The sequence below is a fragment of the Variovorax sp. 01N425 genome (assembly GCF_056399465.1).
Genome location: NZ_JBFTRJ010000017.1, coordinates 1 through 20,065, shown reverse-complemented (window position 1 = coordinate 20,065; position 20,065 = coordinate 1). Strand labels below are relative to the sequence as shown.

18 protein-coding genes are annotated in these 20,065 nt (G+C 69.4%); 13 read left to right on the top strand and 5 right to left on the bottom strand.

Annotation, left to right across the window (positions count from 1 at the left end; genetic code table 11):
• Positions 1–17 precede the first annotated feature (17 nt).
• From AC1DSC_RS26215 to AC1DSC_RS26190, 6 genes are all read left to right on the top strand, one after another.
• Positions 18–827, top strand: a complete 810-nt coding sequence (locus tag AC1DSC_RS26215; RefSeq protein WP_369663254.1) for an IclR family transcriptional regulator — start codon at positions 18–20, stop codon at positions 825–827.
• Positions 824–1,816: a tripartite tricarboxylate transporter substrate binding protein gene (locus AC1DSC_RS26210; protein WP_369663255.1), complete on the top strand. Its 993-nt coding sequence runs from the start codon at positions 824–826 to the stop codon at positions 1,814–1,816. The genes AC1DSC_RS26215 and AC1DSC_RS26210 overlap by 4 nt, the downstream gene beginning before the upstream one ends.
• Before the next feature lie 128 nt (positions 1,817–1,944).
• Positions 1,945–3,378, top strand: a complete 1,434-nt coding sequence (sauS, locus tag AC1DSC_RS26205; protein WP_369663256.1) for an acylating sulfoacetaldehyde dehydrogenase — start codon at positions 1,945–1,947, stop codon at positions 3,376–3,378.
• Positions 3,379–3,380: 2 nt separating this feature from the next.
• Positions 3,381–4,910, top strand: coding sequence for an AMP-binding protein (locus AC1DSC_RS26200; protein WP_369663257.1), 1,530 nt, complete (start codon positions 3,381–3,383; stop codon positions 4,908–4,910).
• Positions 4,907–5,710: a sulfite exporter TauE/SafE family protein gene (locus tag AC1DSC_RS26195; protein ID WP_369663258.1), complete on the top strand. Its 804-nt coding sequence runs from the start codon at positions 4,907–4,909 to the stop codon at positions 5,708–5,710. The genes AC1DSC_RS26200 and AC1DSC_RS26195 overlap by 4 nt, the downstream gene beginning before the upstream one ends.
• A gap of 50 nt (positions 5,711–5,760) precedes the next feature.
• Positions 5,761–6,783 carry a DUF2272 domain-containing protein gene (locus AC1DSC_RS26190; RefSeq protein WP_369663259.1) on the top strand — a complete coding sequence of 341 codons (1,023 nt, stop codon included), beginning with the start codon at positions 5,761–5,763 and terminating at the stop codon, positions 6,781–6,783.
• A gap of 31 nt (positions 6,784–6,814) precedes the next feature.
• Here AC1DSC_RS26190 and AC1DSC_RS26185 read toward each other — a convergent pair whose 3' ends face one another.
• Positions 6,815–7,630, bottom strand: a complete 816-nt coding sequence (locus AC1DSC_RS26185; protein WP_278880195.1) for an IclR family transcriptional regulator — start codon at positions 7,628–7,630, stop codon at positions 6,815–6,817.
• Positions 7,631–7,726: 96 nt separating this feature from the next.
• Between AC1DSC_RS26185 and AC1DSC_RS26180 the strand changes: the two genes are divergently transcribed.
• Together AC1DSC_RS26180 and AC1DSC_RS26175 are read left to right on the top strand one after the other, a co-directional pair.
• A complete protein-coding gene (locus AC1DSC_RS26180) occupies positions 7,727–9,385 on the top strand; it encodes a GMC family oxidoreductase (protein ID WP_369663260.1) in 1,659 nt (552 codons plus the stop codon).
• Positions 9,382–10,695: an MFS transporter gene (locus tag AC1DSC_RS26175; protein WP_436287890.1), complete on the top strand. Its 1,314-nt coding sequence runs from the start codon at positions 9,382–9,384 to the stop codon at positions 10,693–10,695. The genes AC1DSC_RS26180 and AC1DSC_RS26175 overlap by 4 nt, the downstream gene beginning before the upstream one ends.
• Positions 10,696–10,816: 121 nt before the next feature.
• Here the strand turns inward: AC1DSC_RS26175 and AC1DSC_RS26170 are convergent, their stop codons facing one another.
• Positions 10,817–11,290, bottom strand: a complete 474-nt coding sequence (locus tag AC1DSC_RS26170; protein WP_369663262.1) for a helix-turn-helix transcriptional regulator — start codon at positions 11,288–11,290, stop codon at positions 10,817–10,819.
• A gap of 280 nt (positions 11,291–11,570) precedes the next feature.
• Between AC1DSC_RS26170 and AC1DSC_RS26165 the strand changes: the two genes are divergently transcribed.
• From AC1DSC_RS26165 to AC1DSC_RS26145, 5 genes are all read left to right on the top strand, one after another.
• Positions 11,571–11,792, top strand: a complete 222-nt coding sequence (locus AC1DSC_RS26165; RefSeq protein WP_018905405.1) for a DUF1059 domain-containing protein — start codon at positions 11,571–11,573, stop codon at positions 11,790–11,792.
• 186 nt (positions 11,793–11,978) lie between these two features.
• On the top strand, positions 11,979–12,482 hold the full coding sequence (locus AC1DSC_RS26160; protein ID WP_015866616.1) for a (2Fe-2S)-binding protein: 504 nt from the start codon (positions 11,979–11,981) through the stop codon (positions 12,480–12,482).
• Positions 12,479–14,728 carry a xanthine dehydrogenase family protein molybdopterin-binding subunit gene (locus tag AC1DSC_RS26155; protein ID WP_369663263.1) on the top strand — a complete coding sequence of 750 codons (2,250 nt, stop codon included), beginning with the start codon at positions 12,479–12,481 and terminating at the stop codon, positions 14,726–14,728. The genes AC1DSC_RS26160 and AC1DSC_RS26155 overlap by 4 nt, the downstream gene beginning before the upstream one ends.
• Positions 14,725–16,035: a c-type cytochrome gene (locus AC1DSC_RS26150; protein WP_369663264.1), complete on the top strand. Its 1,311-nt coding sequence runs from the start codon at positions 14,725–14,727 to the stop codon at positions 16,033–16,035. The genes AC1DSC_RS26155 and AC1DSC_RS26150 overlap by 4 nt, the downstream gene beginning before the upstream one ends.
• Positions 16,036–16,103: 68 nt before the next feature.
• On the top strand, positions 16,104–17,150 hold the full coding sequence (locus AC1DSC_RS26145; RefSeq protein ID WP_015866619.1) for a LysR family transcriptional regulator: 1,047 nt from the start codon (positions 16,104–16,106) through the stop codon (positions 17,148–17,150).
• Here AC1DSC_RS26145 and AC1DSC_RS26140 read toward each other — a convergent pair.
• Genes AC1DSC_RS26140 through tauA form a run of 3 tightly spaced genes read right to left on the bottom strand, consistent with a single transcriptional unit; the run spans position 17,068 to position 19,749 of the window.
• The gene (locus tag AC1DSC_RS26140; RefSeq protein WP_436287891.1) at positions 17,068–17,949 is read right to left on the bottom strand and encodes an ABC transporter permease subunit; all 882 of its coding nucleotides are present in this window, start codon (positions 17,947–17,949) and stop codon (positions 17,068–17,070) included. The two genes, AC1DSC_RS26145 and AC1DSC_RS26140, sit on opposite strands and share 83 nt — an antisense overlap.
• On the bottom strand, positions 17,942–18,730 hold the full coding sequence (locus tag AC1DSC_RS26135) for a taurine ABC transporter ATP-binding protein (RefSeq protein WP_015866621.1): 789 nt from the start codon (positions 18,728–18,730) through the stop codon (positions 17,942–17,944). The genes AC1DSC_RS26140 and AC1DSC_RS26135 overlap by 8 nt, the downstream gene beginning before the upstream one ends.
• A 5-nt stretch (positions 18,731–18,735) precedes the next feature.
• The gene (gene tauA / locus AC1DSC_RS26130; protein ID WP_018905401.1) at positions 18,736–19,749 is read right to left on the bottom strand and encodes a taurine ABC transporter substrate-binding protein; all 1,014 of its coding nucleotides are present in this window, start codon (positions 19,747–19,749) and stop codon (positions 18,736–18,738) included.
• Positions 19,750–20,065: the final 316 nt, after the last annotated feature.

Here is a 20,065-nt window from a genome sequence, read left to right as displayed (position 1 = left end):
GGAACACCAAAAGCCTCATGGATTCCACCCTCGCCAAAGGCCTTGCCGCCATCGAATGGATGACGCGGCAACAGCGCGACTGCCGCGTCACCGACCTCGCCCAGGCCTTCGGCATGGCACGCAGCAACGCGCACCGCACGCTGCAGACCCTGGTCGAGTGCGGCTGGGCCGTGCAGGACCCCGACACCAGCGCCTACCGTCCGAGCCTGCGCCTGTTCGAGCTCGGCGCACTGGTTTCCGAAGCCACCGACATGGGTTCGCTGCTGCGGCCGCACCTTGCGGCGCTGGCGCAGCAGACCGGCGAGACCATCCACCTTGCGGTGCTCGACGGCGCCGAGATCGTCTACCTCGACAAGTTCGACAGCCCCCTGCCCGTGGCCGCCTATTCGCGCATCGGCGGCCGGGCGGCCGCGTATTGCGTGGCCTCGGGCAAGGCCCTGCTCGCCGCGGCCGGGCCGGACCTTTCCGCGCTGCACGAGCGGCTCGGCACGCTCGCGGCGCACACCAAGAACAGCATCACCAGCTTCGATGCCCTTCTCTCGGAACTCGAACGCACGCGCGTTCGCGGCTATGCGGAAAACCGCGAGGAATGGCGCCTGGGCGTCTGCGGTCTGGGCGTGCCGGTGTTCAACGCGCGCGGCGAAGCGGTTGCGGCCGTCGGCATGAGCGTGCCCTCGATCCGCTTCGCGCGGACGCAGGCGCGCGGACTGGCCGACCGCCTCATGGCCTGCGCGCGCGACGCGAGCGTCACGCTCGGCTACCGGGCAAGCCCGGTGCCCGCGACGCCGCTGTCGGCATCCACCACAAGGAGAAGGAGACTCGAATGAACCTGTTGTTCCCCGCCCCCTGGCTGCGCGCTGCGCTGCTGGCCGCGGCCACCCTGGCTCTGCCCTTTGCCGTGCAGGCGCAAAACGGCACCGACTATCCGAACAAGCCGATCCGGCTCGTCGTTCCGTACCCGCCCGGCGGCGGCACCGACGTGATCGCGCGCATCGTGCAGGAGCGCTTCTCGTCGCTGCTCGGCCAGCAGGTGCTCATCGACAACCGCGGCGGCGCGGCCGGCTCCATCGGCACCGAGATCGTGGCCAAGGCCCCGCCCGACGGCTACACGGTGCTGTTCACGCTGTCCTCGCACACCATCAACCCGGCGATCTACACCAAGCTTTCGTTCGACACCGCGAAAGACTTCGCGCCCGTGGGCCTGGTCGCCTCGCTGCCGCAGATCCTGGTGGCCAACACGCAGTTCGCGCCCAACACGGTGGCCGAGCTGGTGGCGCTCGCCAAGGCCAAGCCGGGCTCGCTTTCCTTCGCCTCGGTGGGCAACGGCTCGCCCGGGCACCTGGCGGGCGAGCTGCTGAAGCTGCGCACCGGCACCCAGATGACGCACATCCCCTACCGCGGCGGCGGCCCGGCCGTGACCGACGTGATGGGCGGGCAGGTACCGCTGCTCTGGGTGTCGATTCCCGCGGCCGCGCAGTTCGTGAAGGCCGGCAAGCTCAAGGCGCTGGCGGTGTCGACCACCAAGCGCAGCGCCGCCTTCCCCGACGTGCCCACGATGCAGGAGGCGGGCATTGCCGATTTCGACGTCGACTCCTGGTACGCGGTGTTCGTGCCCGCGAAGACGCCGCAGCCCACCATCGACAAGCTCAACCGCGTCATCAACACGGTGGTCAAGGAACCGGAGATCCGCGACAAGCTGCTGGCGCAGGGCAGCGAAGGCGTCGGCGGCACGCCGGAGCAATTGGGCAAGGTGGTGACCACGGAACTCGTGCGCTGGCAGAAGCTCGCAAAAGAAGCCAGCATCAAGGTGGACTAGAGCTCGCCCCCAGGCTCCGCGCACTTCGTGTCGCTTCTCCCACCCCCTACCGGGGGCAACACCAGCGGCCCGGCAAAGCCGGTTCCGCGGTGTTCCCCGACTGAATACGCAAGGCAAAGATGACGACTATGGAACATTCCCCCTCCTCCCCCATCGCCGAACTGGTGGCGCGCGCCCGCGCCGCGCAGCGCATCTACGAAACCTGGTCGCAGGCACAGGTCGACACCGCCGTGGTGGCCGCGGGCTGGGCCATCATCGAGCCGGCGCGCAACCGCGAGCTGGCCGAACTGGCGGTGGCCGACACCGGCGTGGGCAATGCCCCCGACAAGGTGCGCAAGAACCACCGCAAGACCTTCGGCCTGCTGCGCGACCTGCGCGGTGCGCGCTCGGTGGGCGTCATTTCGGAAGACCCGGCGCGCGGCATCATCGAGATTGCGCGGCCCGTGGGCGTGGTGTGCGCGGTCACGCCGTCCACCAACCCGGGCGCCACGCCGGCCAACAAGATCATCAATGCGCTCAAGGGGCGCAACGCGGTCATCGTCGCGCCCTCGCCCAAGGGCTGGTCGACGGCGGCGCGGCTGATCGAGTTCATCCATGCGCAGTTCGACCGCATCGGCGCGCCGCGCGACCTGGTGCAGCTGCTGCCCTCGCCGGTCAACAAGCAATCGACGGCCGAGCTGATGCGCCTGTGCGACCTGGTGGTGGCCACCGGCTCGCAGGCCAACGTGCGCGCGGCCTATGCCAGCGGCACGCCGGCCTTCGGCGTGGGCGCGGGCAACGTGGCGGGCATCGTCGACGAAACGGCCGACGTGAACGCGGCGGCCGACCGCATCCTGCTTTCCAAGACCTTCGACAACGCGACCAGCTGCTCGTCGGAGAACAGCCTGGTGATCGTGGACGCGGTGCGCGCGCAGATGCTCTCGGCGCTGAAGGACCGCGGCGCGTTCATGCTCGCGGCCGCGCAGAAGGCCACGCTGCAGTCGCTGATGTGGCCGGATGGCAAGCTCTCCGCCGCCGTCATCGGCCAGTCGGCGCGCGTGATCGCCGAGCGCGCGGCGGCCCTCGATGGCGCCAACCGCGAGGGCTGGCTGGCCATTGCGGCGAGGGACCCGCGCGTCCTCATGGTGGCCGAGGACGGCGTGGGCCACGCGCATCCGTTCTCGGGCGAGAAGCTGAGCCCGGTGCTCGCGATCTATTCGGCACGCGATTTCGACGAGGCTGCCGCCACGGTCGAGCGCATCTATGCCTACGAAGGCGCGGGCCATTCGGTCGGCCTGCACAGCACGGTGCCCGAGCGCGCGTTGAGGCTCGGCCTCACGCTGCCGGTGTCGCGCGTGATCGTCGACCAGGCGCACTGCATCGCCACCGGCGGCAGCTTCGACAACGGCCTGCCGTTCTCGCTGTCGATGGGCTGCGGCACCTGGGGCAAGAACAACTTCTCCGACAACATGAACTATCGGCACTACCTGAACATCACGCGCGTGTCGCGGCCGATTCCGGAGCGGGTGCCCAGCGAGGACGACATCTTCGGCGCCTACTTCGCCGAATACGGTGCAAGCTGAACGTGGCGGCCTCCACCGTTCATGAGCTGATCGAGCTGCAGGCGGCGGCACGGCCGCAGGCGGTGTATGCGCTTTCCACCGAGGGTGGGCGCAAGAGCATCGGCTTTGGCGAGCTCGCGCGTGGCTGCCGTACGGTGGCGGCGGTGCTGCACGCGCATGGCGCGCGGCCGGGCGATACGGTGTCGGTGGTCATGCCCAACGGCCTGCAGACGCTGCGCCTGCTGCTCGGCGCCATGCATGGCGGCCTGTGCGTGAACCCGGTCAACCTGCTGTCGCAGCCCGAGCAGATGCGCTATGTGCTCGCGCATTCGGATTGCCGCGTGGTGTGCGTCGCGCCCGAATGGGAAGCACGCGTGCGCGCGATGCTCGATGGCATCGGCCGCCCGGTCGAGCTGCTGGTGGCGAGCCCCGACGCCGATGCGCTGCCGGGCGAAGCGCAGGAGGCGCAGGCGGAGCCCCTGCATGAGGCTGCGCCGCCCGCCGCCGGCGACGTGGCCCTGCTGATGTACACCTCGGGCACCACCGGCATGCCCAAGGGCGTGATGCTCACGCAAGGCAACCTCGCGGCCAACGCGCATGCGATCAGCGCCGAGCATGCGCTGCAGCCCGCCGACCGCGTGCTGGCCGTGCTGCCGCTCTATCACATCAACGCCTTCGCCGTGACCATGCTCGCGCCGCTCGCCCATGGCGGCAGCCTCGCGATGCCGCCGAAGTTCTCGGCCGGGCGCTTCTGGCAGCAGGCGGCGGACACGCGGTGCAGCTGGATCAACGTGGTGCCCACCATGATCTCGTACCTGCTCGAAGGCGAGGAGCCGCCGCCCGCGCAGACCGCTGCCATCCGCTTCTGCCGCTCGGCATCGGCCGCGCTGCCGCCGGAGCATCACCGTGCCTTCGAGCAGAAGTTCGGCATCGGCATCGTCGAGACCATGGGCCTCACCGAAACCGCGGCACCGTCTTTTTCGAACCCGCTCGATCCCGCGCTGCGCAAGCTCGGCTCGGTGGGCCGTGCCTCGGGTTGCGAGGCGCGCGTCATCGATGCCGCGCTGGCCGAGGTGCCCGACGGCAGCACCGGCGAGCTGGCCATCCGCGGCCCCAACGTGATGCGCGGCTACTACAAGAACGAGGAAGCCACGCGCGCGAGCTTCACGCCCGACGGATGGCTGCGCACCGGCGACCTCGGCCACCGCGATGCCGATGGCTTCTTCTTCGTGACCGGCCGCATCAAGGAACTGATCATCAAGGGCGGCGAGAACATCGCGCCGCGCGAGATCGACGAGGCGCTGCTGCGGCACCCTGCGGTGCTCGAGGCCGCGGCGGTGGGCGTGCCCGACCGCCACTACGGCCAGGAGATCGGCGTGTGCATCGTGCTGCGCGACGGCTGCGCCTGCACCGAAGACGAACTGCGCGCCTTCAGCGCCGAGGCGCTCGGCCGCTACAAGGCACCGGGCCACTACCGCTTTGTCACGGACCTGCCGCGCGGGCCTTCCGGAAAGGTGCAACGGCTGAAGCTGCTGCCGCTTTTCGACCTATGACGTTGGCGGAACTGCTGGTGCCGCCGCTGGCGCCGGCGCTGCTCGCCTACAGCCTGTGCGTGGTGTTCGCGGCCGGCGTGGTGCGGGGCTTTGCGGGCTTCGGCTTCTCGGCCGTCACGGTGGCGGGGCTCTCGCTGGTGGTGTCGCCCGCGCTCGTGGTGCCGGCCATCTTCATGCTCGAGATCCTCGCGAGCCTGAGCCAGCTGCGCGGCATTGCACGCGATGTCGACATGCCCTGGCTCGGCTGGCTGATGCTGGGCAACCTGCTGTTCATTCCGCTCGGTGTCGCGCTGCTGGCCTGGCTGCCCGAGACGCCGCTGCGCCTGCTGATCGGCGCGCTGCTGATGGCCGCCGCCTTGCTGCTGCGCGCGGGAACGCGTGCCACGCTGGTGCCCACGCGCGCGGTGCGCTTCGCGGCCGGGCTGGCCTCGGGCTTCATCAACGGCGTGGCGGCCATCGGCGGCATTGCCATTGCGGTGCTGCTGAGCACCACCGCGATGGCGCCGGCCGCCCTGCGCGCCACCATGATCGCGCTGCTGCTCTTCAGCGACGTGGTGTCGCTCGCAAGCGCCGCGCTCATGCCCGCGGCCGCGCATGCCGCGTCGGGCCACCTGCTCGGGGCCGGCACGCTGAAGTGGGCGCTGTGGCTCGCGCCCGCGATGCTGGCCGGCATCTGGTGGGGCCAGCGCTCGTTCAAGGGCGTGTCGCCCGCGCAGTTCCGCCGGCATGTGCTGAACCTGCTGGTGGCACTGGCGGCCGTGAGCGTGGCGCGCTCGGTGGCCGCGCTGGCCATGGCCTGAGCGGCAAGATTCCGCACGGCAGCGCCCGCGCTGGCTATGCTGCGCGCGACATGCTGACTTCTTCATTCTTTTCTCGGCCACCGGGACGCGCGCTTGCGGCGGCCACGGTGCTCCTGTTTGCATCGGCAGGTGCCGCCGCCGAATCGGCTTGCCTCAACACCGCCGCGCGGATTCCGCCGCCGCGCGCTCTCGCGATGGCCGCCGCCGCGCAGCGCGAGCACGAGGCTTTCGGCGCGCAGACGATGGACGCCGAAGGCCGGCTCATCGAATCCGGCCGTTCCGAAGCCGAGGATTCGCGCCCCACGCTCGCAAGCGCCGCGCCGTGGCAGCGCGTGCTCGGCTACTGGGAGGCGGTGCCGCAGCCCCGCACCCCGCTGCCGTCGCTGGTGCGCTTCGGCGCGCTGCAACCGGCCGACCGCACGCTGCTGCTGCAGGCGCTCAGCCAGGCCAGCGCCTCGCACCTGCGAGGGCTGGGCGTGGGGCTGGACCAGGGCCTCGACGCGGCCGAGCTGCGTGCGATGGCCACCGCGGTGAACCGCGTGGCGGCGATCGACACGCCATGGTCGGCGGCCTTCGTGAGCTGGCTCGCGCAGCAGGCGGGGCTGGGCGCGGACGAGTTCGTGTTCTCGGAAGCGCATGCGGACTACGCAGGCGCCGCCTGGCAGGCCGGCACGGCCGAGGCCGCCGGCCACAAGACGCGCTACGCGATGCGCGCCTGCGACCTCGCGCGCACGCCGCCGCGCGTGGGCGACCTGGCCTGCCACACGCGCGGCGCGGCATCGGAGCTCGACAGCTTCGAAAGGATCGGCGCCGTGCTGGCAACGCGGGCCACGGGCGGCGAGCCGCTGCCGATGCATTGCGACGTGGTGGTGAAGGTCGACGAGCGGGGCTTCGACACCATCGGCGGCAACGTGCTGCAGTCGGTCACGCGCAGGCGGCTCGACTTTGCCCCCGGCACGCGGACGCTCGATCCCAGCTATTACCTGCCCGCCGGCTGCACCATCGGCGCGGCGGGCTGCACCGAGCGCCACATGAGCTGGCAGCCGTGGTCGCTGCTGCTGCAGTGGCGCTGAGGCGTCGCACCGCAAGCCAAAGGGCCTGCGCTCAGAGCAGCGTGCCCATGCGCTGCGCGGCGGCCTTGAGCGCATCGATGCGCTTCACCGCCTCTTCCATCGACATGCGCGCGGTCGGCGCGTGCACCGCGAGCGCCGCGCGCACCTGCCCGGCCGCGTCGCGCACCGGCACCGCCACGGCCACCAGCCCCGCGATGAATTCCTCGCAGTCGCGCGAATAGCCGCGCCTGGCGATCGCATCGCATTCGGTGCGCAGCGCATCGGCCTTGACGAGCGTGTTGGCCGTCATGCGCGGCAGCGGCAGCCGGTCGATCAGCGCGTCGCGCTCCTTCTTCGGCATCTGTGCGAGGAACAGCTTGCCGCTCGCGGTGCAGTGCAGCGGCACGTGCGAGCCGACGTCGAGCGTGAGCCGCAGCGGCCACTTCGCCTCCACGCGGTCGAGGTACAGCACCTGGGCGCCGTCGAGCGTGGTGAGGTTGCAGGTCTCGCCCACCTGCCGCACGAGCTCGGACAGCACCTCGTGCCGCAGGCCGCGCACCGTGCCGTGGTTCAGGGTGTCGAAGGCCAGCTTGCGCAGCGCGGGGCCGACGCTGAACGAACGCTCGTCCACGTCGCGCGCCAGGAAGCCGGTGGCCAGCAGCTGGGTGCAGATGCGGTGCGCCGTGCCCTTGGGCAGCCCCAGCTGCGCGGCCAGGTCGGCGAGCGTGAGGGCGCGGCCTTCGCTGGCCAGCAGGGCCAGCAGGCGCAGGCTGCGCTCGGCCGACGAGCCGGAGGCGGACTCCTCCGCGGCGGGCACGGAAAGCGATGGCGAAGACACGGCGGCTGCGGGGCGCGCGGGACGTGGCATGCGGGTAAACCTTAAAAATGGAACATTGCGTTCCGAAAAACAATAACCTAGGATGCAAGCAAGCGAAGCGATTGTTCCACTCCCCGGGTGCCCTGCATGCGTGATGAAGAGTTCGACTACATCGTCGTCGGCGCCGGTTCGGCCGGCTGCGTGCTGGCTGGCCGGCTGAGCGAAGACCCGGCCACGCGCGTGCTGCTGCTCGAGGCGGGCCCGGTGGACCGGTCGCTCTGGATCCACCTGCCCATCGGGTACGGCAAGACGATGTGGAGCCCCACCTACAACTGGCGCTTCGAGACCGATCCCGACCCCAACATGAACGGCCGGCGCATCTACTGGCCCCGCGGCAAGACGCTGGGCGGCTCGAGCTCGATCAACGGACTGATCTACATCCGCGGCCAGCGCGAGGACTACGACCACTGGGCCGCGCTCGGCAATGCGGGCTGGGGCTATGACGAGGTGCTGCCCTACTTCATCCGCAGCGAAGGCAACGAGCGCGGCGCGAACGCCTTCCACGGCGGCGACGGGCCGCTGAAGGTGTCGGACATTGCAGCGAAGCACGAACTCATCGAGGCCTTCATCGGCGGCGCGCAGCAGATCGGCGTGCCGCGCACCGACGACTTCAACGGCGCCGCGCAGGAAGGCGCGGGCTACTATCAGCTCACCACGCACAAGGGCTGGCGCTGCAGCACCGCCAAGGCCTACCTGGTGCCGGCGCGCCACCGGCCGAACCTGCGCATCGAGACCGATGCGCTGGCCAGCCGGCTGGTGTTCGACGGCCGGCGCGCCGTGGGCGTCACCTATCGCCAGGGCGGCGAGATGAAAACCGCGCGCTGCCGCGCCGAGGTGCTGTTGTCGGCCGGTTCGATCCAGTCGCCGCAGCTGCTGCAGCTCTCGGGCATCGGCCCTCGCGCGCTGCTCGAGCGCATGGGCATTGCGCCGGTGCAGGTGCTGCCGGGCGTGGGCGAGAACCTGCAGGACCACCTGCAGATCCGGCTGGGCTACGAGTGCAGCAAGCCCATCACCACCAACGACCAACTCAACTCCTGGTTCGGCCAGGCAAGCATGGGCCTGGAATGGCTGATGCGCCGCACCGGCCCGCTCGCGGTGGGCATCAACCAGGGCGGCTGCTTCATGCGCGCGCTGAAGGACGCAAACGGCCGGCCGGTGGCCGCGACGCCCGACATCCAGTTCCACGTGGCCACGCTCTCGGCCGACATGGCGGGCGGCAAGGTGCATCCGTACTCGGGCTTCACGATGTCGGTGTGCCAGCTGCGGCCCGAGTCGCGCGGGCACGTGCGCATCCGCTCGCTCGACGCGGCCGAGCCGCCCGAGATGCAGCCCAACTACCTGGCCACCGAGCTCGACCGCGCCACCACCGTGGCCGGCGTGAAGGCGGCGCGCGCCATTGCCGAGGCGCCCGCGATGCGGCCCTACGTGAAGCGCGAGGTCAAGCCCGGCCCCGAGGCCGCGAGCGATGCCGAGCTCCTGGAGTTCTGCCGCAACAACGGCGCCACCATCTTCCATCCCACGGGCACCTGCCGCATGGGCAGCGACCCGCTCGCGGTGGTCGATGCGCGCCTCCGCGTCCACGGCGTGGCCGGGCTGCGCGTGGTCGACTGCTCGGCCATGCCCACGCTGGTGTCGGGCAACACCAACGCACCGGCCGTGATGATGGCCGAGAAGGCCGTCGACATGATCAGGGAGGACGTCAGGGCGGCAGCCGCCGCGACAACCACATCGGAGACAACGACATGAGCACAAGCGACGAGAAAGCGATTCGCAGGGTGGTGGCCTCGGCCCTGGTGGGCGCCACCATCGAGTGGTACGACTTCTTCCTGTACGGCGTGGTGGCCGGCATCGTGTTCAACAAGCTCTACTTCCCGGGCAGCGACCCGGTGGTGTCGACCTTGCTGGCCTACACCACCTTTGCCGTGGGCTTTGTCACGCGGCCGCTGGGCGGCGTGATCTTTGGCCACTTCGGCGACAAGATCGGCCGCAAGAGCATGCTGATCATCACGCTGATGATCATGGGCGTGGCCACCTTCCTGATCGGCCTGGTGCCCACCTATGCGCAGATCGGCCTCGCGGCGCCCCTGCTGCTGCTTCTGCTTCGCGTGGCGCAGGGCATCGGCCTGGGCGGCGAATGGGGCGGCGCGGTGCTGATGGCGTATGAATACGCGCCCAAGGGCAAGCGCGGCTTCTATGCCTCGCTGCCGCAGATCGGGCTGGCCATTGGCCTGTGCATGGCCTCGGGCGTGGTGGCGCTGCTGTCGTGGCTGCTGACCGACGCGCAGTTCCTCGCATGGGGCTGGCGCATCGCGTTCCTGATTTCCGGCGTGATGGTGGGCGTGGGCATGTACATCCGGCTGCACGTGCAGGAAACGCCGGAGTTCGCGGCCGTGAAGGCGCGCAACGCGGAGCTGCGCATTCCGTTCATGGACATGCTGCGGCGCTATCCGGGCAACGTGCTCAAGGGCATGGGCGCGCGCTACATCGACGGTGTGTTCTTCAACATCTTCGGCGTGTTCTCCATCAACTACCTGACCGGCACGCTCAAGATCAGCCGCACCGACGCGCTGCTGGGCGTGATGGCCGCGGCCGTGGTGATGATCTTCTTCATTCCCTTCTTCGGCCGCCTGTCCGACCGGATGGGGCGCGGCAAGGTCTACATGTGGGGTTCGCTGATCACGGCGGTGTCGGCGTTTCCGGGCTTCTGGCTCATGACGCACAGCGGGGGCAGCGTGCTGCTGGTGTGGCTCGCGATCATCATCCCGTTCGGCATCCTGTATGCCTCGGTGTACGGGCCGGAGGCGGCGCTGTTCTGCGACCTGTTCGATGCCAAGGTGCGCTACACCGGCATCTCCTTCGTCTACCAGTTCTCGGGCATCTTTGCCTCGGGCATCACGCCGATCATCGCCACTGCGCTGCTCAAGTCGGGCGGCGGCCAGCCGTGGCAGATCTGCATGTACGTGCTGTTCGCCGGCGTGGTGTCGGCGGCGTGCGCGTGGATGATCGGGCGCTCCGCATCGCCGGCCGATGCGCCGGTGGCGGTGGCCTCGCGCTGAGGGCGAGGGGCGGTGCGGTCGTCAGTTGAGGGCGCGTACACAGGCCACCGGGTACTCCCCTCCGCGAATGTCCCCCGTCGGCGTGATCGCGCCCTGAACAAAGCAGACCGCAGACAGGATCTCAGGAGGTCCTGCCCATGGCAAGCGCGCGCACCACGGCCGCAGTGCGCGTCTCGACGCCCAGCTTCACGTACACATGCTCCAGGTGCTTGTGGACGGTGCGCGGGCTGATCTCCAGCAGCGCGGCGATCTCGGCGTCGGTCTTGCCGCGCGAGAGCCAGTGCATGACGTCGCCCTCGCGCGGTGTGAGGCCGGCCAGCGGGGCATCGGAGAGCGGCACATCAGGCAGCGGAACCGCGGCGCGGCAGGCGAGCCGGTACAGGAAGGCCACCGCCACCGCATGCTCCAGCCCCGCGCGCCGGTAGCGGTCGGCCTGCCATGCGGCGCGGCGGAACTCGCTGCGGCCCGGTGCCTTGGCGGCGATGCGCGGACTTGTGCGCAGGCCGCTGCTGCCGGCGCCATGGGGCCGCATCGGCGAATGCCCGGACTCCAGCTGCTCCAGCAGGCGAAGCGCGCCCGCTCGGTCGTTGCGCATCAGGTGTGTCATGGCATGCCCCTTTCACGGTGCATACGCATTGCTGCGTATGGCGCCTGCACGCATCGAGACGCAGGATGCTCGCAGGCCCTTTGCCACCAAAGTTCACCACCAAAGCAGTATAGGCAGACACGGGGCGCGCAGGCCGCCTGCCGGCGGCGGGGATACACATGGCCATCGACGAAACACGGTTTGACGCCTGCATGGGTAGCCCCCGGCCGGCCCCTGCCGGCCGGCCTAGCCTTCGAATCACGCCCGAAAGGGCATTCCAGGAGCCACCATGTCACGCCAATACATCGACTGCCGCGAGTTTCCAAGCACGATGAACTGCAGTGTCGCGCTCTCCGCCGATAGCGAGAGCGAACTGCTCGATGCCGCCGTCCAGCACGCCGTGGCCGTCCACGGCCATGCCGACACGCCGGAATTGCGCGCGCAGCTCGCAAGCATGTTCAAGACCGGCACGCCGCCGCTGCAGGCGCCTGCGCAGGCGACCCCCGCCTGAGGCTCCTGCGGGTCTCGGCCGCCGTCTCCGCACGGCGATGAATACCTTCGGGTGCGTTCGATGAGCACCCGTCGATGAAGTCCGGGCAACCCGGTCGATCGCTGCCCTGCCCGCCAAGCGCGCTTTCCGAAGTCGCGCTATGGTTCGCTGCCACCCACGGCGAACCCCAGAGAAAAGGCAGGGCCCATGATCGATCTCAACATCAACGGCCAGTCCGTTGCCGTCAACGCGCCCGAGGACATGCCCCTGCTCTGGGCATTGCGCGACATCGTCGGCCTGACCGGCACCAAGTTCGGTTGCGGCATCGCCCAGTGCGGCGCCTGCACCGTGCACCTCGACGGCCAGCCCGTGCGCTCGTGCGTGCTGCCGGTCGGATCGATCGGCAAGAAGGCCATCACCACCATCGAAGCCGTCTCGCAGACCCCTGCGGGCAAGAGCATCCAGAAAGCCTGGCTCGACGTCGACGTGGTGCAGTGCGGCTACTGCCAGTCCGGCCAGATCATGTCGGCGGCCGCGCTGATCCAGCGCACGCCCAACCCGAGCGATGCCGACATCGACCTGGCCATGGCGGGCAACGTCTGCCGGTGCTGTACCTACTCGCGGATCCGCGCGGCCATCAAGCAGGCCGCAACCGGCAAGGCCGAGGTGCTGCAGTCGGTGGTTGCCATGCCGGCCAGGAGCGCATCGTGAAGCCCGCCGCAGGCATCAGCCGGCGCAGCGCCCTGCAGGCCGGCGGCCTGGCGCTGGCCTTCACCTGGTTCGGCGCGGGCAAGGCCTTTGCCGCGATCAGCCCCAGGCAGCAGCCGGGCGACGCGGCCGCCGCGCTCGCGGACGGCAACCCGGCATTCGCGCCCAATGCCTTTGTCCGCATCGATGCCGACGGCGGCGTGCGCCTCGTGATGCCGATGGCCGAGATGGGCCAGGCAATCTACACCGGCTCGGCGATGCTGCTGGCCGAGGAACTGGGCGTCGAGCTCGACCAGGTGCGCGTCGAACATTCGCCGCCGAGCGAAGCGCTCTACGGCATGCCGCTGCTCGGCGGCCAGATCACCGGCGGCTCGACCAGCACGCGCGGCACCTACGGCGTGCTGCGCGAGGCGGGCGCGGTGGCGCGCACGCTGCTGGTGGGCGCCGCCGCCGCGCAGTGGAAGGTCGACCCCGCGGGCTGCACGGTCGCGCGCGGCGTGGTGAGCCACGCGGCCTCCAACCGGCAGCTCGGTTTCGGCGCACTCGCCGGTGCCGCTGCCAAATTGCCGATGCCGGAAAAGGTGACGCTGAAGGAGCCGAAGGATTTCAAGCTGATCGGCCAGCCGCTGCGGCGCGTCGATTCGGCCGGCAAGGTCGACGGCTCCACGCAATTCGGCATCGACGTGCGCCTGCCGGGCATGAAGGTGGCCACGGTCAGGGCCTGCCCCACGCTCGGGGGCGTGCTGGCCTCGGTGGACGACAAGGCGGCGCGGGCGATTCCCGGCGTGGTCGACGTGCTGCGCATCAAGGACGCGGTGGCCGTGGTGGGCGAGCACTTCTGGGCCGCGAAGCGCGGACTCGATGCATTGAAGGTGCAGTGGACGCCGGGGCAGAACGCCGCGCTCACCACGCAGCAGCTGCGCGCGTCGCTGGCCAACGCGCTGGCCAAGGACAAGGCCATCGTCGGCAAGGAAACCGGCAAGCGGCCCGAAGGCACGCTGGTGCAGGCCACCTACGACCTGCCGATGCTGGCCCACGCCACGATGGAGCCGCTCAACACCACGGTGCACGTGCGGCCCGACCAGTGCGAGATCTGGGTCGGCACGCAGGTGCCGACGCGCTGCGTGAGCGCCGCGGCCAAGATCGCGGGCGTTGCTGAAGACAAGGTCGTGCTGCACAACCAGTACCTGGGCGGCGGCTTCGGCCGCCGGCTGGAGACCGATTCGGTCGAGCAGGCCGTGGCCTTCGCCAAGCAGGTGCCCTACCCGCTCAAGGTGGTATGGACGCGCGAGGAAGACATCCGCCACGACATCGTGCGCCCGATGTACCACGACGACATCTCGGCCGTGGTCGACGGCGACGGCCAGATCCTCTGGTTCGGCGACCGCATCGCGGGCGGCACGGTGCTGGGCCGCTGGGCCCCCGCCTTCATGGGCAAGGACGGCATGGACAGCGACCTGATCGAATGCGTGGCCGAACCTTGCTACGACCTGCCGAACCTCAAGGTCGAGTGGGTGCGGCACGACATGCCGGCGGGCCTGAACGTCGGCTGGTGGCGCGGCGTGGGGCCGACGCACAACCTCTTCGTGATGGAGAGCTTCATCGACGAGCTGGCGCACCGCGCGAAGAAAGACCCCGTGGCCTACCGGCGCGCCATGCTGAAGAAGAACCCGCGCACGCTCGCGGTGCTCGACCTGGCGGCCGGCAAGATCGGCTGGGGCCAGGGCGCGCTGGCGGCGCGCGTCGGACGCGGCGTGGCCGTGGGCGATGCCTTCGGCAGCCGCGTGTGCGCCATCGTCGAGGCCGAGGTCACGCCGCAGGGCGAAGTGCGCATGCGGCGCGCGGTGGTCGCGGTCGATTGCGGCATTGCCGTGAACACAGGCTCCATCGAGGCGCAGATCCAGGGCGGGCTGCTGTTCGGGCTGAGCGCGGCGCTCTTCAGCGAGATCACGCTGCGCGAGGGGGCCATCGAGCAGAGCAACTTCCACGACTACCGGATGCTGCGCATCAACGAGGCGCCGACGGTCGAGGTCCACACCGTGAAGAGCGGCGAAGCGCCCGGCGGGCTTGGCGAAGTCGGCACCGCCATCGCCGCGCCGGCGCTGGCCAACGCGATCTTCGCGGCGACGGGCGTGCGGCTGCGCGCGCTGCCGGTGAACCGCGCACTGCTGGCGCAGGACAAGGAGGCGCTGAAGAAGAAGATCGCCGATGCGGGGCCCTCCGGGCTCGGCGCAAGGAGTGCAGCATGAAGCGGCTGTTCAACCTGCTGGTGGCGGTGTTCGTCGTGGGTGCGGCGCTGTATTTCTTCCTGAACCGCAGCGACAAGTCCGAGGGCGAGGCGCCGGTGCTGGCCGGCGCGCCCGCCAATGCGGCGCTGCTCGTGCGCGGCGAATACCTCACCAAGGCGGCCGACTGCATCGCATGCCACACCGTGCCCGGCGGCAAGGGGCAGCCCTTCGCGGGCGGCCTGCCCTTCGTGCTGCCTTTCGGCACGATCTACTCGTCGAACATCACCGCAGACCCGGAAACGGGCATCGGCAAATGGAGCGACGACGACTTCGTGCGCGCGCTGCACGATGGCGTGCGCGCGGACGGAAAACGCCTGTACCCGGCGTTCCCGTACACCTCGTACACCGCGCTGAGCCGCAATGACGTGCTTGCGATCAAGGCCTACCTGTTCAGCCTGCCCAAGGTGAGCCAGCCGAACCGGGAGGCCGACCTGGGCTTTCCGTTCAACCAGCGCTGGGCGATGGGCTTGTGGAACGCGGCCTTCTTCAAGAGCAGCCGCTTCGAGGCCGATGCGTCGAAGCCGCCTGCGTGGAACCAGGGCAAGTACCTTGCCACGGCGCTCGGCCACTGCGCGGAATGCCACACGCCGCGCGACTTCGCCTTCGCGATGGATGCGGACAACAACCTCGCGGGCGAATCGATCCAGGGCTGGCGCGCCTACAACATCACGTCGGACGCGAAGCACGGCATCGGCGCCTGGAGCGATGCCGAGGTTGCCTCGTACCTGACGACCGGCCACGCAGCGGGCCGCGGCTCGGCCTCGGGGCCGATGGGCGAGGCGGTGGAGCACAGCCTGCAGTACCTGAAGCCGGAGGACGCCTCGGCGCTCGTGAGCTATCTGCGCACGGTGCCCGCGAAGGCCGGCAAGAACCCGATCGAAGTCGATGCGAAGGCGCCATGGGCCGTGGCCGCGAGCGCGGCAGCGCCCGCCACCAGCACGGCCGAAGGCCACGAGCAGGGGCTGCGGCTCTTCGCCGCGGCGTGCGCGAGCTGCCACCAGTGGAACGGACAAGGCCAGCAGAGCGCCAACGCGTCGCTGCTGGGGACGCGCGGCGTGAACGACCCGGACGGCGCCAACGTCACGCAGATGATCCTGCAGGGCGTGAAGATGCGCGTGCGCGACCAGGAGGTCTACATGCCGGCGTTCGGCAAGGCCTACACGGACACCGAGGTCGCGGCGCTCGCCAACTACGTCATCGCGCAATTCGGAAACAAGCAGGGCGCAGCGGTGACCCCGGAGTTCGTGGCGAAGCAGCGCACGCGCTAGGAAGGGAAAACGGGGGATGCCCCTACGGCCCGCGGCCCCACCCCCGATGCTGGAACAATGCGCCCATCATGGACGGCCTCGATCTCATCAAAACATTCCGCGAAGTGGCGTTCCGGCGCAGCTTCTCCCGCGCGGCCATTTCGCTCGGCATGTCGAAAGCCACGGTCAGCCGCTACGTGGCCGAACTCGAAACGCGCAGCGGCGTGCGCCTGCTCAACCGCTCCACCCGTTCGCTGAGCCTGACCGATGCCGGCCAGGTGCTGCTCGACCGCAGCACCGAGCTGGTGGCCATGGCCGAGAACACGCTCAACGACCTGCAGGCCCACGGCTCGCACCCGCAGGGGCGGCTTCGCATGAGCGCGCCGCACGGGCTGATCGCGGGCTGGCTGTCCGACGTGATCGCCGAGTTCATCCAGCTCTACCCCGACGTGTACGTGAGCCTGGTGTTCACCAATGACGACCTCGACCTGATCGAGGAAGGCATCGACATCCACCTGACGGGCGGGCGCATCGACGACATGAACCTGATCGTGCGCCGGCTGGTGCCTTTCGACATGGTGGTCTGCGCGAGCCCGGCCTACTGGGCCCGGCGCGGCATTCCCGCGGTGCCCGAAGACCTGGGCCGCCACGACGTGCTGAGCTACTCGGCCAAGCCCACCACCCACCTGCCCTTCGAGACCGGCGGCAAGGCGGTCGAGGTGCCGGTGCACAGCCGCATGGAGGCCAACGACGCCGTTGCGCTCATCGAGCTGGCGCTGCGCGGCGCGGGCGTGGCCTACGTGCCCGAGCCGCTGGCGCAGTCGCACCTGGAGCGCGGCGCGCTGGTGCCGGTGCTGCGCGAGCACATGCCGAGCGACCACTGGCTGTATGCCGCCTACTCGCAGCGCCGCCACAACAGCGCCGCGATGCGCACCATGCTCGACTTCCTGGAGCAGTCGATGGCCCGGCACGGCAATCCGCCCGCGATGCCGCCGCTGCCGCCCGCGCTGCAGGTGCTGGCCTCTCCTCCCTCTTCTTCTGTGGCTGCTGCCGCTACATGCGCCCTTTCCAGGGTACCAGGCGCCGCTCGAGCCACCGCATCAGCAGGTCGAACAGATAGGCCACCACGCCGATGACGATGATGCCCATGATGACGATGTCGGTGCGCAGGAAGTTCGACGCGTTCAGCACCATCTGGCCCAGGCCCATGTTGGCCGCCACCATCTCGGCCGCCACCAGCGTGGTCCAGCCGAAGCCGATGGCAATGCGCATGCCCACCAGGATGTCGGGCAGCGCCGACGGCAATATGACGTGCCGTATCACCTGCATGTAGCTCGCACCCATCGAATACGCGGCATTGATCTGCTCCTGCGACGCGCTGCGCATGCCCGAGCGCGCGGCCAGCGCCAGCGGCGCGAAGCAGCTCAGGAAGATCAGCAGCACCTTGGGCAGCTCGTCGATGCCGAACCAGATGATGATCAGCGGCAGGTAGGCCAGCGGCGGCAGCGGCCGGTAGAACTCCAGCGGCGGATCGAAGATGCCGCGCCAGAAGCGGCTCATGCCCATGGCAATGCCCACCGGAATGGCCGTGATGCAGGCCAGCAGGAAGGCCGAGAACACGCGGAACATGCTCGCAAGGAAGTGCTGCCACAGCGGCTTGTCGTTGGCCTGGCCCGTGAGGTATTCGTAGAACTGCTGGAACACCGCCTGCGGCGTGGGCAGGAAGAGCGGCTTGACCCAGCCCATGTTGGTCACGAGGAACCATAGCGCCACCAGCGCCACCACCGTGACCACGCTGATGGTCACGCTCGAGCCCTCGCCCGGCACCTTGAAGGCGCTGGTCTTGAGCTTGGCGCCGGCCGGCGTAGGCTGCGGTGCGGCGGGCTTGGAGGGCGGTGTCATGGCGACGGGCGTTGCAATGGTGGCCTCAGGCATGGGCAGCCTCGCGATGATGAATGATCGAAAGAACCTCTTCGCGCATGCGGATGAACTCGGGCTCCGACTTCACCTTGCGCGAGTCGCCATGCGACAGGAACTGGCGCGAGAACGGAACCTCGTCGTAGATGTGCGAGATGCGCCCCGGGCTCGGGCTCATCACGATCAGCCGGGTGGCCAGGAACAGCGCCTCCTCGACCGAATGCGTGATGAAGAACACCATCTTGTTCGACTTGGACCAGGCCTTGAGCAGGATCTCCTGCACCTGTTCGCGCGTGAACGCGTCGAGCGCGCCCATGGGCTCGTCCATGAGCAGCACGGCCGGGTCGCTGGCCAGCGCGCGCGCAATGCCCACGCGCTGCTGCATGCCGCCCGAGAGTTCGTACACCGCGCGGTCCGCGTACTGCTGCAGGCCCACCAGCGCGAGCTTTTCTTCCGCGACGCGGTCGCGCTCGGCCTTGCCAGCGCCGGCCAGGCGCAGGCCCAGCGCCACGTTGTCGCGCACGTTGAGCCAGGGCATCAGCGCATGCTTCTGGAACACCACGCCGCGGTCGGCGCCGGGGCCGACCACGGGCTTGCCGTCGAGCAGGATGTCGCCGGTGGAAGGCGGCAGGAAGCCGGCGATGCTGTTGAGCAGCGTGGTCTTGCCGCATCCCGAGGCGCCGAGCGCCACGACGAAGTCGCCGTCGCGCATCGTGAGGTTGACCGGCGCCAGCGCCTGCAGCGTGCCGCCCTTGACGGCGTAGTTGACCGTGAGGTCGCGGATGTCGAGCGTGGGCATGCGGCTTACTTCCCCATGGCTTTCTCGACGTAGGCCGTGGTCACGAAGGCGCTGTAGTCGGGCTTGACCTCCTGCACCCGGCCCTGCTCCTTCAGGAACGCCGCCGTGCCCGCCATCGCCTTGGCCGCGCCGCCGCCCAGCCAGGTGGGCGAGACCTGCTCGGCCATGGTCGGGAAGCTGTAGAGCGCCATCGCGGCCGAGACGTCCTTCGGATCGGCCTTGGTCCATTTGGCCATTGCCTTGGTCTGCGGCGAATCGGGCGTCCAGCTCTTGCCGCTGGCCTTGTATTCCTCGTTCGCGCGGTTCAGCGCCTTCACGAAGGCGATCATGAACGGTTCGTTGGCCGCGGCCCACTTGGCGTTGACCACGATGCCCTCGAAGGTGGGCGCGCCGCGCTTGCCGATGCTGCCCGAGGTGGCGATGGTCTTGCCCGTGCCCTTGATCTTGGAAAGCACCGGGTCCCAGATGAAGGTGGCGTCGATGTCGCCGCGCTCCCAGGCCGCCGCGATCTCGGGCGGGCGCATGTTCATCACGTTGACGCTCCTGGGGTCGACGCCGTCCATCTTCATGCCGGCCATGAGCTGGTAGTGCGCGGTCGAGACGAACGGCGTGGCCACCTTCTTGCCGGCCAGGTCCTTCATGCTGTTGATGCCCGACGCGTTGCGCGCAACCAGCGCCTCGGCGTTGGCGATGTCGGCCGAGATCCAGAACAGCTTGATGTCCTGCCCCTGGCTGGCCGCGGCCGTGAGCGGGCTGGAGCCGGTCTCGCCCATCTGCACGTCGCCAGAGGCCATGGCCCGGATCACGTCGCCGCCGCCCGAGAACATGCGCCAGTTGATCTTGTAGCCCGTGGCTTTCTCGACCTCGCCCGATTCCATGACGAGGCGCAGGGGGACCAGCATGTCCTGGTGGGCGAAGGTGAGTTCCTTGGCCTGCTGTGCAAAAGCGCTGCCGCACAAGGCTGCCAGCGTGGTGGCCAGGACGGCCAGTTGCAGGGGGAGACGGCGGGACATGGTCATCGGGTTTCTCCGGTAGGTGAATCTCGCAGCGACTTTGCACTCATCGCATCCCGCCAGGAAGTACCAGCACCGGGGCGAACATGGAGCCAGCCTGTCCGTGAATACCCTTGTTCTGGTGCGATGGCTGTTTGGTGTGCACGGGGGAGGTGCGTTTTTTTGTTTTCCGGGGCCGGGTCTCGCCCCGGCGGGCGACCTACTTTTCTTTGCTTCGCTGTATGGACCGGGGACCTGGGTAACAGGTGTGCGGGGACATAGTAAACACCTTGGGCGCTCAGTTTGAGGTGGCGGGATTGCGCAGATCCAGCCGCATGAAGCG

Bases quoted from the DNA above. Each gene is read 5' to 3' on its own strand.
- AC1DSC_RS26215 (WP_369663254.1), top strand. From the start codon at position 18: ATGGATTCCACCCTCGCCAAAGGCCTTGCCGCCATCGAATGGATGACG.
- AC1DSC_RS26210 (WP_369663255.1), top strand. From the start codon at position 824: ATGAACCTGTTGTTCCCCGCCCCCTGGCTGCGCGCTGCGCTGCTGGCC.
- sauS (WP_369663256.1), top strand. From the start codon at position 1,945: ATGGAACATTCCCCCTCCTCCCCCATCGCCGAACTGGTGGCGCGCGCC.
- AC1DSC_RS26195 (WP_369663258.1), top strand. From the start codon at position 4,907: ATGACGTTGGCGGAACTGCTGGTGCCGCCGCTGGCGCCGGCGCTGCTC.
- AC1DSC_RS26190 (WP_369663259.1), top strand. From the start codon at position 5,761: ATGCTGACTTCTTCATTCTTTTCTCGGCCACCGGGACGCGCGCTTGCG.
- AC1DSC_RS26185 (WP_278880195.1), bottom strand. From the start codon at position 7,630: ATGCCACGTCCCGCGCGCCCCGCAGCCGCCGTGTCTTCGCCATCGCTT.
- AC1DSC_RS26180 (WP_369663260.1), top strand. From the start codon at position 7,727: ATGCGTGATGAAGAGTTCGACTACATCGTCGTCGGCGCCGGTTCGGCC.
- AC1DSC_RS26175 (WP_436287890.1), top strand. From the start codon at position 9,382: ATGAGCACAAGCGACGAGAAAGCGATTCGCAGGGTGGTGGCCTCGGCC.
- AC1DSC_RS26170 (WP_369663262.1), bottom strand. From the start codon at position 11,290: ATGCGCAACGACCGAGCGGGCGCGCTTCGCCTGCTGGAGCAGCTGGAG.
- AC1DSC_RS26165 (WP_018905405.1), top strand. From the start codon at position 11,571: ATGTCACGCCAATACATCGACTGCCGCGAGTTTCCAAGCACGATGAAC.
- AC1DSC_RS26160 (WP_015866616.1), top strand. From the start codon at position 11,979: ATGATCGATCTCAACATCAACGGCCAGTCCGTTGCCGTCAACGCGCCC.
- AC1DSC_RS26150 (WP_369663264.1), top strand. From the start codon at position 14,725: ATGAAGCGGCTGTTCAACCTGCTGGTGGCGGTGTTCGTCGTGGGTGCG.
- AC1DSC_RS26145 (WP_015866619.1), top strand. From the start codon at position 16,104: ATGGACGGCCTCGATCTCATCAAAACATTCCGCGAAGTGGCGTTCCGG.
- AC1DSC_RS26140 (WP_436287891.1), bottom strand. From the start codon at position 17,949: ATGCCTGAGGCCACCATTGCAACGCCCGTCGCCATGACACCGCCCTCC.
- AC1DSC_RS26135 (WP_015866621.1), bottom strand. From the start codon at position 18,730: ATGCCCACGCTCGACATCCGCGACCTCACGGTCAACTACGCCGTCAAG.
- tauA (WP_018905401.1), bottom strand. From the start codon at position 19,749: ATGACCATGTCCCGCCGTCTCCCCCTGCAACTGGCCGTCCTGGCCACC.